Origin of the sequence: Maccoyibacter intestinihominis (assembly GCF_040096355.1) — a bacterium.
Lineage (GTDB): Bacteria > Bacillota > Clostridia > Lachnospirales > Lachnospiraceae > Maccoyibacter > Maccoyibacter intestinihominis.
The window spans coordinates 123,432-135,051 of sequence record NZ_JBBMEX010000009.1 but is presented as its reverse complement, the minus strand read 5'-3'; the positions used below and the strand labels follow the sequence as shown (position 1 = coordinate 135,051).

Below are 11,620 nucleotides of genomic sequence, written 5' to 3'. Positions count from 1 at the left end.
AAAGGACAAGTTCAAGTTGAAGAAATTGTCCTTTTTGTTATTTATAGACATATCGAAAAAATAAATAAAATGTCAGATAATGTATAAACAATTCACATTAAAATATCTAACTTAAAGTTCTATCAGACTATTTAAAAGAGTTACCAAAACAGGTTTATTTAAAGTATAGAACAGGATCCCATTAGAAGTCTTTACCATCGTAATGTATTTATCCTGAAAGGTAATGGAACCTTCGATCGTATCCATCAGATAGGAAGCTAACTTAGCATCCGCTCTTAAAAATACAGTCTCATATTCTTCTAACGGCTCGACAGAAGCGGAAGCCTTTTGAAACAGATAACGCAGATCCTCTTCCTGTTCTAACTGTTCTCTGGACTTATTGATGATAAAATAGCCGTTAGAGTCCTTTGGCATATTCATGGATTTGACAGCCCGCTGCACCTGTTTGGCAAGACTGTCGGAAGCAGGATAAAGAGATTCAAAGTAAGACATGAAATCAGAAGCCTGCTTAAAGTGTCGGTTTGTTCCTTTTTCTAAAACCTCCGTCATCAGAATCCGCTTGATAATGGTTTCGCAGGTCTGTCGTGACGGATTCTTGCGAAGTGTAGAATGCATGGTTTGATGGTCCATGGTAAATCCCCTTTCCTGTTATTAAGAATATTATAGAAAAAATCAACCGGAACGACAACCCTGTTTTACAAGGATTTTTCACTTTTATAGGTTTGACAGGGATTTTCCAAGAGCATATAATAAGTATATAAAAATACCAAAAGTACATCTATGGAGCGGAAAAAAATGGCAGAAGAGAAGAAAGAACGATTATCCAGACAAGAGAAGAAAGAGCAGCAGCTAGAAGCAATCCGTAAGCTGATCGAAGAAAAGGGCGGGGTAGCGAAAACGTCAGAGCTGTATACCTTAGGTCTGGACTATCGGGTACTCCAGAGATTTGTAGAGGAAGGAACGTTAGAAAGGATCAAGAGCGGGTACTATTCCTTAGGTTATCGTAAGAAATCCGAAGAAGAGATTATACCGGTGCTGTTCCCGGATGGAGTGCTGTGTATGGAGAGCGGTCTTTATTATCAGGGATATCTCAAAGAACGTCCTTACATATGGAGTATTGCGGTGGATAAGAACACTTCAAAATCCAGATTTAAGATGGATTATCCGATCGTACATCCATACTATACGGAAACGAAAGTCTTAGAGATGGGTGTCGAAACCTTCGATATGAACGGACAGAAGATAAAGATATACGAAAAAGAGCGTCTGATCTGCGATTGTCTGAAATATGAGGACAAGTTAGATGCAGACAGTCTGAAAAAGGGACTGCTTGCATTCATCAAAGATGAAGAAAAAGACATCGCAAAACTCATGATGTATGCAAGAGAGCGTCGAGTGGTAGAAAAAGTACGCAATAGGATCGGGGTGTGGCTGTAATGTCCAAAAAGAGCCTGTCAGCCGTAAAGGCAAAGAGTGAAGAACTGAAAATTCCATATGAGAACCTGTTATCGGCATTTGTCATAGAAGAAGCCGTAACGGCGTTCTGTGGATCTGACGAGGCAGAGAACTTCCGGTTAAAAAACAACAGCATATTGTCGTTGGAGTATTACAGGCGAAAAGCACCGACACGTTTAGAGTATGTGGTCTTAAGCGAAGAAGAACTGACCGTGCGAAATGTGATACACCGCATGAGTAAGATCTTTCAGAATGAGAAAAAAGCAGAGCTTTGGTGGAAATACCGGGTAGAAAAAGAGGACGAAGGCATCTGCGTATATTTAAGTGCTAAAATCGAAGAACTTCAGATCCCGGTGCAGCTGGTCTTAGAGCAGGAAAAAGAGGAGCCGTCAGAGCCTTCGCGTGAAGAGCTGCATCCGTTCTTAGAAGAGGAGCGGAGTGTGGAATATCTGCATTATCCGATGGAAGGGATATTAGCGGAGCATTTTATCCGTATCATGAGGGATATGGAGCTTATCAATGACATGGGAAGTTATTATATTCTCTATGAGCTGCTCAGCAAAGAAATGAACAGCAGCAGAAAAGTCACGGAGCAGATAGAAAGTCTTGCAAAAGAGCAGAGGATTCCGCTGAAAAAAGAGCGTTTTGAGATGTTTGAAGGATATCAGAACAGTTCTTATATGAAAAAGAAATGGAAATCCTATTTAAAGAAAGAAAAAAAGAAGACCCCTTCCTTTGAAGAGGTCATGAAAGTCATGATCGCTTATTATCGTCCGATCTGGGATTCCCTTGCCGAAGGAAATTATTATTTAGGAGACTGGATGCCGGAATTAATGCGTTATCTGGATTAAGCGATTAATTGGAAAGTTCGGAAGTTTCCCGAAATATGGCATCTCCTTCTAAGTCATGCAGATATTGTAAAGCCTGATAGTAGGAAGCCCTTGTATCGAGTTCAAAAAATTGTACATCAAGAGGCGGCAAAAAGTCTAAGTCCTCTTGCGGAACATACAACGTCTTACATTTGTCCTGAACATTTTTAATGGAATACTGACGTAAAAGAAGGCATTTTCCTAATTTGGTAATGCAGGACTTAGAGTAAACCGTAGAAAGGATCTGCTCGGTCTCGTCTTCTTTTCGCTGTATCGTACAGATGTCGTAGGATGCACTCATTTCTAAGAGATGTGCAGCTAGCTTCGGATCGAAAAAAGGCGTATCTATGGAAATATAGAAAGCCCGTTCTTCATCGATCATGGACAAAGTGCTGAACACACCGGCTAAAGGACCGGCATTCAGGTAAATATCGGAAATCTCCTGTACGTTTAAATGCAGATGGGAATAAATGCCCTTCTGCTTTACGGATAAATATATTTTTGAGAAATATGGCTCAAATTTATGAACAAGGTATTCAACCATGCAGCAGTTGCCAAATGGAAGCAGGGCTTTGTCAGAACCCATGCGTGAACTGTCACCGCCACAGAGAATTACTAATGCATTCTCCATAGGAATCCTCCTTTGTAAAAGACTAGAATCGACAATACTATATCACAAAATGCAAATGATTGCGAGGAAAAAATGAAGCAGGAATACTTAGATGCAAAATTAGAAAGATATCGTCAAAAAGAAATATACCCGTTTCATATGCCGGGACATAAGCGAAAAGAGCATGCATTAATGGACCCTTATTCCATGGATATCACGGAGATCGAAGGGTTTGACAATCTGCATGAACCGGAAGGGATCCTGTTAGAAGGCAAGGAACGGTTAGCAGAGTTATATGGAGCAAAAGAGAGTTTTTTCTTAGTAAACGGAAGTACCTGCGGACTGTTAGCAGCGATCAGTGCCGCCACAAGGAGGGGAGATACCATACTGATGGCAAGAAACTGTCATAAAGCCGTCTATCATGCCGTGGAATTATCAGAGTTAAAGACCGAATATCTCTATCCGTCCATCACAAAAGAAGGGATACAGGGCAGCATCCATCCGAAAGATGTGGAGGAGGCATTGAAAAGACATCCTAAGATCAAAGCCGTTATCCTCACCTCACCAACTTATGATGGAGTGCTTTCGGATATCAGAACGATCGCAGGGATGGTTCATGAGAAGAACATTCCGCTCATCGTAGACGAGGCACACGGAGCACATCTTGGATTTTCAGAGAGTTTTCCGGCTTCTGCAGTATCAGAAGGAGCGGATGTCGTGATCCAGAGTTTTCATAAAACACTTCCGTCACTGACGCAGACAGCCGTGCTCCACCGCATGAGTGAACGGATCGCACCCGAAAGGATACGAAAATATCTGAGCGTGTATCAGACATCTTCTCCATCCTATCTGTTAATGGCATCGATAGACCGGTGTGTGAGGATCTTACAGAGCCGGAGTGAGCGGTATTTTGCAGACTTAGAAGAGAATCTGACCACCTTTTATCGGAAGGTGCAAGACTTAAAGCATTTAAAAGTCCTGACAGAAGAAGATTTTTCAAAAGAAGAGGGATATGCATTTGATCCTACAAAAATCCTCATTTATACGGGAGATACGGATATGACCGGAAAAGAACTGATGGACATATTAAGAAAAGACTGGGATATGGAGTTAGAGATGGCATCCGGGTATTATGCACTGGCACTGACCGGTATTATGGACACGGAGGACGGATTTTTCAGTCTTTCCGAAGCACTTCATACGATCGATGAACAGATGAAAAAGACAGGGAAAGATGTTGCGGTAGAAGAATCTATCAAAATAGAAGATGAAAACGAACATGTTTCGTATCTCTTTATGCAGGAATTGTATGGAAAAAAAGAAGTGGTCTACCCGGTCTGGGAAGCAGAGGACATAAGAAAAATGGAGATCTCTTTAGAAAGTGCATTAGGAAAGATCAGTGCGGTAACGGTCAGCCTGTATCCGCCGGGAATCCCGCTCCTGCTTCCGGGAGAACGGATCGAGAATGGATTTTTAGAAGGAATCGCAAAATGCCGGGAAAGCGGACTGCATATCAGCGGATTGTCCGGGACATCAAATGAACGGATAGAGGTTGTGATTCCGTAAAAATTATATTATACTATTTATAATTGGCTTTTTGCCAAAAACGCATTAAGGGAGAGATCATGGGCAGAATATTTTGTCTGATGGGGAAAAGTTCATCAGGAAAAGATACGTTATATGCAAGATTATCAGAGAAGCTGCATTTTTCTACCATCGTTCCCTATACCACACGCCCGATCCGGGAAGGTGAAGAAGAGGGAAGAGAATATCACTTTATTACGGAAAAAGAAGTAGAAGAGTTCGAAAAGCAGGGGCGCATTATTGAGCTACGCGCATATAATACGGTACACGGGGTCTGGAAATATCTCACAGTGGATGATAAACAGACCGATGTAGAGCATCACGATTATCTGATGATCGGAACGGTGGAATCCTACCGGAAATTAAAAGAATACTACGGAGAAGCGTATCTGGTGCCGATATATATAGAAGTAGATGATGGTGTCCGTTTGCAGAGAGCTTTAGAGCGGGAGAGAAGTCAGGCAGAGCCGAAATATGCGGAGATGTGCCGCAGATTTCTTGCGGATGAGGCAGATTTTTCACCGGAAAAGCTGCAGGAGGCAGGCATCACAAAGACATTTGTTAACAACGATTTAGAGCATACCGAGCAGGAGATCATTTCTTATGTGAAATCCTGTATGACAGAATCCACAATGAGGTGACCGTATGGATATGAAGATTAATGAGACAACTCCGGTTTCTCAGGTAGAAGCGACAGCTCCAAAGGAAAAGGTAGACGGAGATTTTAAGTTTACTTTAACCAGTAAGATCGAAGAGTCGGAATTGCAGGAAAAGCTTAACGGACTGATGAAAGAGATCGACAAACAGGGCAAGAAGCTTTCCGAGCATATGGATGTAAGGGATATGAAAAAATACCGCTCACTCGTCAAGGAATTTATGAATGAGGTAGTCAACCGTTCCCATAAATTTTCCAGAGAGAATTTTTTAGACCGGCGCGGCAGACACAGGGTATATGGTATTGTCCGTCTGGTGGATAAGAATTTGGATGAATTAGCGGAAGAGTTAGTCAAAGATGAGAAAGATCATATCAATATTTTAAATAAAGTGGATGAGATCAGGGGACTTCTGATCGACATTTCTACATAAAGGAGATTTCAATGGCAGGATTTGCGGAGATTATAGGACATGAACAGATAATTGAACATTTACAGAATGCGATCTTATCGCAGAAGGTTTCACATGCCTATATTTTAAACGGACCGGATGATTCCGGGAAAAAAATGATAGCGGAAGCATTTGCAATGGCACTTCAATGCGAAAAGCATGGGACAGAGGGCTGTATGGAATGTCATTCCTGCAAACAGGCGATCAGCAAAAACCAGCCGGATATTATTTATGTGACACATGAGAAGCCAAACACGATTTCCGTGGATGATATCCGTAGACAGGTAAAGGACGATGTGGATATCAAGCCGTATGCAAGTCCGTACAAGATCTATATCATCGATGAAGCGGAAAAAATGAATGTACAGGCGCAGAATGCATTGTTAAAAACGATCGAAGAGCCGCCGGCATATGTGGTCATTCTCTTATTGACAACCAATGCAGATTCGTTTCTGCCAACGATAAATTCCCGCTGCATCACACTGGATTTAAAAGCAGTGCCAAATGAAAAGATCAAAAGTTATCTGATGGAGCATTGCCAGATCCCTGATTATCAGGCAGAAGTGTGTACGGCGTTTGCACAGGGAAATGTAGGAAAAGCGATCAAATTAGCATCCTCAGAATCCTTTAACGAGATTAAAAACTCGGCATTACAACTGATCCGCAGATTAAAAGAGATCGACCTCTACGAAATGATGGAGGCAGTAAAGCAGATCAGTGAATACAAACTGGAAATAAACGACTATTTTGATATCATGATGATCTGGTATCGGGATGTCTTATTATATAAAGCAACAGCAGATGTCAACCATCTGGTATTCCGGGATGAGATCTATGACATCAAAAAGAGTGCGAGCAAAAGTTCCTATGAGGGAATTGAGCAGATCTTAGAGGCATTAGAGAAAGCAAAAGTCCGTCTGAATGCCAACGTCAATTTTGATCTGGTCATTGAACTGCTGCTGTTGACGATAAAGGAGAATTAACATGATAAAAATTGTAGGAGTCCGATTCCGTAAAGCCGGAAAAATCTATTATTTTGATCCGGCAGGAATGGAAATAGAGACGGGAACACACGTCATCGTGGAGACAGCCCGTGGAATAGAGTTTGGAACCGTCATGATCCCACCAAGAGAGATGGAAGAGGACGGTGTCGTACAACCGTTAAAGCCGGTGATCCGCATTGCAACAGAAGCAGATGAGATCACGGAGCAGAAGAATAAGGAAAAAGAAAAAGAAGCCTTTCAGATCTGCTTAGAAAAAATCGCAAAACACAAACTGGAAATGAAGTTAGTGGAAGCAGAGTACACCTTTGACAATAACAAATTGCTTTTTTATTTTACGGCAGACGGAAGAATTGATTTCCGTGAGCTGGTAAAGGATTTAGCTTCGGTATTCCGTACCCGTATCGAATTACGGCAGATCGGTGTGCGTGATGAGACAAAAATTCTTGGAGGAATCGGTATCTGTGGCAGACCGTTGTGTTGCAGTACCTACTTATCAGAATTTATACCGGTATCCATCAAAATGGCAAAAGAGCAGAACCTGTCTTTAAATCCAACAAAGATATCAGGAGTCTGTGGACGATTGATGTGCTGCTTGAAAAACGAAGAAGAAACATATGAATATCTGAATTCCAGACTGCCGAATGTCGGTGATTATGTCACAACCATTGAAGGTTTAAAGGGTGAAGTACAGAGCGTATCAGTTCTGCGTCAGCTTGTAAAAGTGATCGTAGAAGTCAATGATGAAAAAGAAATCCGTGAATACAAGGTGGACGAGCTGAAATTCCGTCCGAAACGCCGCCGCGACAACACGAAGATTTCCGCGGAAGAAATGAAGAAGTTAAAGGCGTTAGAGGACAACGGAGGAAAGTCTAAGATTGATGATACAAAATAATCTGTTAGAGAATGAACGGATAGACGATCTACAGAGAAACGGTTACCGAATCATACAGAATCCGGAAAAATTCTGCTTTGGCATGGATGCAGTGCTGCTCAGCGGTTTTGCAAACGTAAAACAGCAGGAAAAGGCTCTTGACTTAGGAACAGGAACCGGGATCATTCCGATTCTTCTAAAGGCAAAGACAAAGGGAGCACATTTTACCGGACTTGAGATCCAAAAAGAGAGTGCAGACATGGCAAGAAGAAGTGTCGTACTCAATGGATTAGAAAAGGACATCGAAATCGTAACAGGAGATATCAAAGATGCTTCAGAATTGTTTGGAGCATCTTCTTTTGATATCATTACCACAAATCCGCCTTATATGATAGGGCAGCATGGACTGCAGAATGGAAACGAAGCAAAGACCATTGCCAGACATGAGATACTCTGTGATCTGGAGGACATTTTAAGGGAGGGCAGCAGACTGCTCAGAGAGCATGGAAGATTCTATATGGTGCATCGTCCGTTCCGGTTGGCGGAAATCCTGAGTAAAATGTGTGCATACAGGATAGAGCCAAAACGGATGCGGCTTGTTTATCCCTACGCAGATAAAGAACCGAACATGGTACTGATCGAGGGATTAAAAGGCGGAAAGCCGCGGATGACGGTAGAAAAACCACTGATCGTCTATCAGGAGCCGGGGGTATACACCGACGAGATCTATGAAATCTATGGGTATTGATATCAGACAGAAAGGAATACCGGAATGCAAGGAAAATTATATTTATGTGCAACTCCCATCGGAAACTTAGAAGATATTACCCTGCGTGTCCTTCGGACATTGCAGGAGGTGGATCTGATCGCGGCAGAGGATACACGCAATTCCATAAAGCTGTTAAACCACTTCGACATCAAAACTCCGATGACAAGTTATCACGAATTTAATAAGATCGAAAAAGCACATCAGCTTGTGGAAAAGATGCAGTCGGGAACGAACATAGCGTTGATAACGGATGCCGGAACACCGGGAATTTCAGATCCGGGAGAAGAGTTAGTAAAGATTGCCTATGAAGCGGGAATTGAAGTAACCTCCCTTCCGGGAGCAGCAGCATGTATTACGGCATTGACGCTTTCGGGGCTGTCTACCAGAAGATTTGCATTTGAAGCATTTTTGCCAAAGGATAAAAAAGAGCGGAAAAGGGTGTTAGAGGAACTAAAGGATGAGACACGCACGATCATCATATACGAAGCACCTCATCATCTGATAAAGACCTTAGAGGAGTTAGAAAAAGAACTTGACAACCGTAAGATCACACTTTGCCGGGAGCTGACCAAAAAATATGAAGAGGCTCATAGAACGACAATACATGAGGTCTTGGACTACTATAAAGACAAAGAACCCCGCGGAGAATATGTCTTAGTACTCGAGGGAAAGACAAAAGAACAGGTAGAGGAAGAACGGAAAAAAGAGTGGGAAAACCTTACGTTAGAGGAACATATGCAGGTTTATGAAGAAAAAGGTGTTTCTCATAAAGAAGCTATGAAGCTGGTTGCAAAGGACAGAGGAATTTCAAAACGGGATGTCTATCAGGCATTGATTTAAAAAAGAAAAAGAATATAGAGAGTTGGAGTGAAGAGAATGTTATATATTGAACGCAGAGAGAAAATATTAGAGATGCTGAGAAAATCAGGAAATGTGAAAGTTTCAGATTTGGTGGATATATTTCATGTAGATGCGACAACCATAAGAAGAGATTTAAAAGCACTGGCAGATAATGAAAAAGTTAAGATGGTATATGGTGGTGCGTATTACATTAATGAAATGTCACAATGGCCCATAGAGGATAATCCCGATGTAAAGAGAACGATAAATATTGAGAAAAAACAGATTGTTGCACAGAAGGCTGCAAAGGAAATCAAAGACGGCGATACGATTATATTAAATAATGGGGTGACAGCCGAATTGATTTTGGATTACTTACCGGAGATGAAATCCCTGAATCTGATTACACAATCTTTAATTATTGCACAGAAAGCGGTAGAGAAGCAGTTTATAGATGTATATCTTCCAGGTGGAAAATACAGAAAGAAGTCAGGAATGTTTTATGGTGATTTTGCAATTGATGCAATTAAAAAATTTCGTGCCAGCAAAATATTTCTTGGTATTCTGGGCGTATCCATTCACGATGGAGTCACGCACCCGGCAATTGAGGAAGTTCCTGTTATGCAGGCGTTATTAGAAATCAGTCATAAAAAGTATCTGATTGCTGATACAACAAAGTATGGAAAAGCATTTTTGGGAAAAATAGCCGGCTTATCGGAGTTTGATACTTTAATAGTAGATGAAGAGCTGCCAGAAATCTATTATAAATATGCAGAAGAACACGGAATACGAATAATATAAGCTGTAAAAGTGCAAAAAAGGGCATAAAAATGCATAATAATGTTTTTATGCCCTTTTATATTGACAAAAATGCAAAAACATAATAAAATAAAGCATGTAAATGATATAAATGTGCACAAATATCATAAGCAACAGAGAAGAAAAAACAAAAACGGGTAACAAGATGCATATGAAAAGCATCAGAAAGGACATGCTATGGGAAAAGATTATATTTTAGTAATTGATGAGGGTACTACAGGAACAAGAGCTATCTTATTTGATAAAAAATTTCAGATTGCAGAGCAGTCATATGAAGAATTCTGTCAGCATACTCCGGCAGAGAATATGGTAGAGCATGATGCAGAAGAAATTTATGATTTAAGTGTTAAAATGTGTAAAAATGTAATTGAGAAAAAGGGAATCTCAGCAGAAAATATTATTGGTATCGGTATTACAAATCAGAGAAATACGGCAGTAATCTGGGATAAACATACAGGAAAGCCGTTACACCATGCACTTGTATGGCAGGATTCACGAATGGGAAAAATGTGTGAGGATATTAAAGCGACACCATTTTTTGAAGAGATTTTAAATACAACCGGAAAAGTAATTGGTCCACACACCAATGTGCTTTTCCTGAAATGGTATCTTGACAATATTCCTGGAATTAAAGAGAAAATCGAAAAAGGAGATGTCCTTTTCGGAACAATCGATACCTGGCTAGTATGGAAGCTGACCGGTGGAAAAGTACATGCAACCAGCTTTTCTAATGCTTCTAGTACAGGATGTATGGATGTTGAAAAGCAGGAGTGGTATCAGAAATTGTTTGACTATGTAGGAGTGCCGGTATCTGTATTCCCGAGCATCCAGTCAGAATCCTCCGATTATGGAGAAACTACTATTTTTGGAGGTTCTATTCCAATCCGTGGAGTGATTGCAGACCAGCAGTCCGCATTATTTGCAGAGGCATGTATTGATGCAGGAACCGTAAAATGTACCAATGGTACCGGCAGCGTCTTAAATATTAACGTTGGTTCAAAATTCCAGACATCACCGGGTGGAGTAGATACTATAATTGCATGGAACTTAGACGGAAAGTGTACATATGCAGTTGAGGGACTTGTCCCGGTTACCGGTTCTGCAATACAGTGGCTTCGTGATGGATTAAAAATTATAGAGAGTGCAAAAGATATAGAAAAATTGGCATCCAGTGTTCCGGATACAAACGGTGTATACTTCATTCCGGCATTAAGCGGATTGATGGCACCTCATCAGGACCCGTTCGCAAGAGGAATGATGATTGGAATCACCAGAGGTACGACAGACGCACATATTGCAAGAGCAACCTTAGAAGCAATTGCATTTTCCATCAAAGATATTTTGAATATTGTAGAAGAGAATGGCGTTAAAATTAAAGAGATTAAGATTGATGGTGGTGCTTCAAAGAATAATCTGCTGGCACAGACACTTGCAGATTACTGTGATGCTGAAATTATGCGTCCGGAATCCTTAGAAGCAACAGCCTTAGGGGCAGCCTATATGGTGGCATTATATGCAAACCTGATTTCCTCAGAAGACGTGAAAGGATTGGTAAAAATAGAATCCGAATTTAAACCGGAAATCAAAAAAGAGAAGATGAAAGAACATTACGAGTATTGGAAAGATGCTGTAGAACGTTCTAAAAAATGGATAAAAGCCTAATCAGGTCAGGAAAAAATAGTAGGAGGAGAAAAG

13 protein-coding genes are annotated in these 11,620 nt (G+C 41.0%); 11 read left to right on the top strand and 2 right to left on the bottom strand.

Features of this window, described 5'->3' with window-relative positions:
- Nucleotides 1-111 precede the first annotated feature (111 nt).
- On the bottom strand, nucleotides 112-630 hold the full coding sequence (locus tag WMO43_RS09955; protein WP_177962964.1) for a hypothetical protein: 519 nt from the start codon (nucleotides 628-630) through the stop codon (nucleotides 112-114).
- A 165-nt stretch (nucleotides 631-795) separates the two neighbouring features.
- On the opposite strand from WMO43_RS09955, the gene WMO43_RS09950 reads away from it, so the two are divergent.
- Entirely contained in the window at nucleotides 796-1,437 is a 642-nt protein-coding gene (locus tag WMO43_RS09950; protein WP_353531056.1) for a type IV toxin-antitoxin system AbiEi family antitoxin domain-containing protein, read from the top strand.
- Complete coding sequence (locus tag WMO43_RS09945) at nucleotides 1,437-2,306, top strand: hypothetical protein (protein WP_353531055.1); 870 nt, start codon at nucleotides 1,437-1,439, stop codon at nucleotides 2,304-2,306. Before WMO43_RS09950 ends, WMO43_RS09945 begins: the two co-directional genes overlap by 1 nt.
- Nucleotides 2,307-2,310: 4 nt before the next feature.
- On the opposite strand, the gene mobA is transcribed toward WMO43_RS09945, so the two are convergent.
- Nucleotides 2,311-2,955: a molybdenum cofactor guanylyltransferase gene (mobA, locus tag WMO43_RS09940; protein ID WP_177962967.1), complete on the bottom strand. Its 645-nt coding sequence runs from the start codon at nucleotides 2,953-2,955 to the stop codon at nucleotides 2,311-2,313.
- A gap of 72 nt (nucleotides 2,956-3,027) precedes the next feature.
- On the opposite strand from mobA, the gene WMO43_RS09935 reads away from it, so the two are divergent.
- From WMO43_RS09935 to WMO43_RS09895, 9 genes are all read left to right on the top strand, one after another.
- Entirely contained in the window at nucleotides 3,028-4,500 is a 1,473-nt protein-coding gene (locus tag WMO43_RS09935; RefSeq protein ID WP_353531054.1) for an aminotransferase class I/II-fold pyridoxal phosphate-dependent enzyme, read from the top strand.
- A gap of 59 nt (nucleotides 4,501-4,559) precedes the next feature.
- Complete coding sequence (locus WMO43_RS09930) at nucleotides 4,560-5,159, top strand: nucleoside/nucleotide kinase family protein (protein WP_353531053.1); 600 nt, start codon at nucleotides 4,560-4,562, stop codon at nucleotides 5,157-5,159.
- Between the two features lie 4 nt (nucleotides 5,160-5,163).
- Nucleotides 5,164-5,604, top strand: a complete 441-nt coding sequence (locus WMO43_RS09925; RefSeq protein WP_177962970.1) for a YaaR family protein — start codon at nucleotides 5,164-5,166, stop codon at nucleotides 5,602-5,604.
- Between the two features lie 11 nt (nucleotides 5,605-5,615).
- A complete protein-coding gene (locus tag WMO43_RS09920; protein ID WP_353531052.1) occupies nucleotides 5,616-6,605 on the top strand; it encodes a DNA polymerase III subunit in 990 nt (329 codons plus the stop codon).
- Nucleotide 6,606: 1 nt separating this feature from the next.
- Nucleotides 6,607-7,518: a PSP1 domain-containing protein gene (locus tag WMO43_RS09915; protein ID WP_353531051.1), complete on the top strand. Its 912-nt coding sequence runs from the start codon at nucleotides 6,607-6,609 to the stop codon at nucleotides 7,516-7,518.
- A complete protein-coding gene (locus WMO43_RS09910) occupies nucleotides 7,505-8,245 on the top strand; it encodes a tRNA1(Val) (adenine(37)-N6)-methyltransferase (RefSeq protein ID WP_434784178.1) in 741 nt (246 codons plus the stop codon). The genes WMO43_RS09915 and WMO43_RS09910 overlap by 14 nt, the downstream gene beginning before the upstream one ends.
- Before the next feature lie 24 nt (nucleotides 8,246-8,269).
- Nucleotides 8,270-9,106, top strand: coding sequence for a 16S rRNA (cytidine(1402)-2'-O)-methyltransferase (gene rsmI / locus WMO43_RS09905; protein ID WP_177962973.1), 837 nt, complete (start codon nucleotides 8,270-8,272; stop codon nucleotides 9,104-9,106).
- 36 nt (nucleotides 9,107-9,142) lie between these two features.
- Entirely contained in the window at nucleotides 9,143-9,907 is a 765-nt protein-coding gene (locus WMO43_RS09900; RefSeq protein WP_353531050.1) for a DeoR/GlpR family DNA-binding transcription regulator, read from the top strand.
- 195 nt (nucleotides 9,908-10,102) lie between these two features.
- Nucleotides 10,103-11,587 (top strand): FGGY family carbohydrate kinase, encoded by a 1,485-nt coding sequence (locus tag WMO43_RS09895; RefSeq protein WP_353531049.1) that lies wholly within the window; start codon nucleotides 10,103-10,105, stop codon nucleotides 11,585-11,587.
- Nucleotides 11,588-11,620: the final 33 nt, after the last annotated feature.

Coding starts and splice junctions, on each gene's coding strand:
- WMO43_RS09915 (WP_353531051.1), top strand. CDS start 6,607: ATGATAAAAATTGTAGGAGTCCGATTCCGTAAAGCCGGAAAAATCTAT.
- WMO43_RS09900 (WP_353531050.1), top strand. CDS start 9,143: ATGTTATATATTGAACGCAGAGAGAAAATATTAGAGATGCTGAGAAAA.
- WMO43_RS09920 (WP_353531052.1), top strand. CDS start 5,616: ATGGCAGGATTTGCGGAGATTATAGGACATGAACAGATAATTGAACAT.
- mobA (WP_177962967.1), bottom strand. CDS start 2,955: ATGGAGAATGCATTAGTAATTCTCTGTGGCGGTGACAGTTCACGCATG.
- WMO43_RS09910 (WP_434784178.1), top strand. CDS start 7,505: ATGATACAAAATAATCTGTTAGAGAATGAACGGATAGACGATCTACAG.
- rsmI (WP_177962973.1), top strand. CDS start 8,270: ATGCAAGGAAAATTATATTTATGTGCAACTCCCATCGGAAACTTAGAA.
- WMO43_RS09930 (WP_353531053.1), top strand. CDS start 4,560: ATGGGCAGAATATTTTGTCTGATGGGGAAAAGTTCATCAGGAAAAGAT.
- WMO43_RS09895 (WP_353531049.1), top strand. CDS start 10,103: ATGGGAAAAGATTATATTTTAGTAATTGATGAGGGTACTACAGGAACA.
- WMO43_RS09925 (WP_177962970.1), top strand. CDS start 5,164: ATGGATATGAAGATTAATGAGACAACTCCGGTTTCTCAGGTAGAAGCG.
- WMO43_RS09950 (WP_353531056.1), top strand. CDS start 796: ATGGCAGAAGAGAAGAAAGAACGATTATCCAGACAAGAGAAGAAAGAG.
- WMO43_RS09945 (WP_353531055.1), top strand. CDS start 1,437: ATGTCCAAAAAGAGCCTGTCAGCCGTAAAGGCAAAGAGTGAAGAACTG.
- WMO43_RS09935 (WP_353531054.1), top strand. CDS start 3,028: ATGAAGCAGGAATACTTAGATGCAAAATTAGAAAGATATCGTCAAAAA.
- WMO43_RS09955 (WP_177962964.1), bottom strand. CDS start 630: ATGGACCATCAAACCATGCATTCTACACTTCGCAAGAATCCGTCACGA.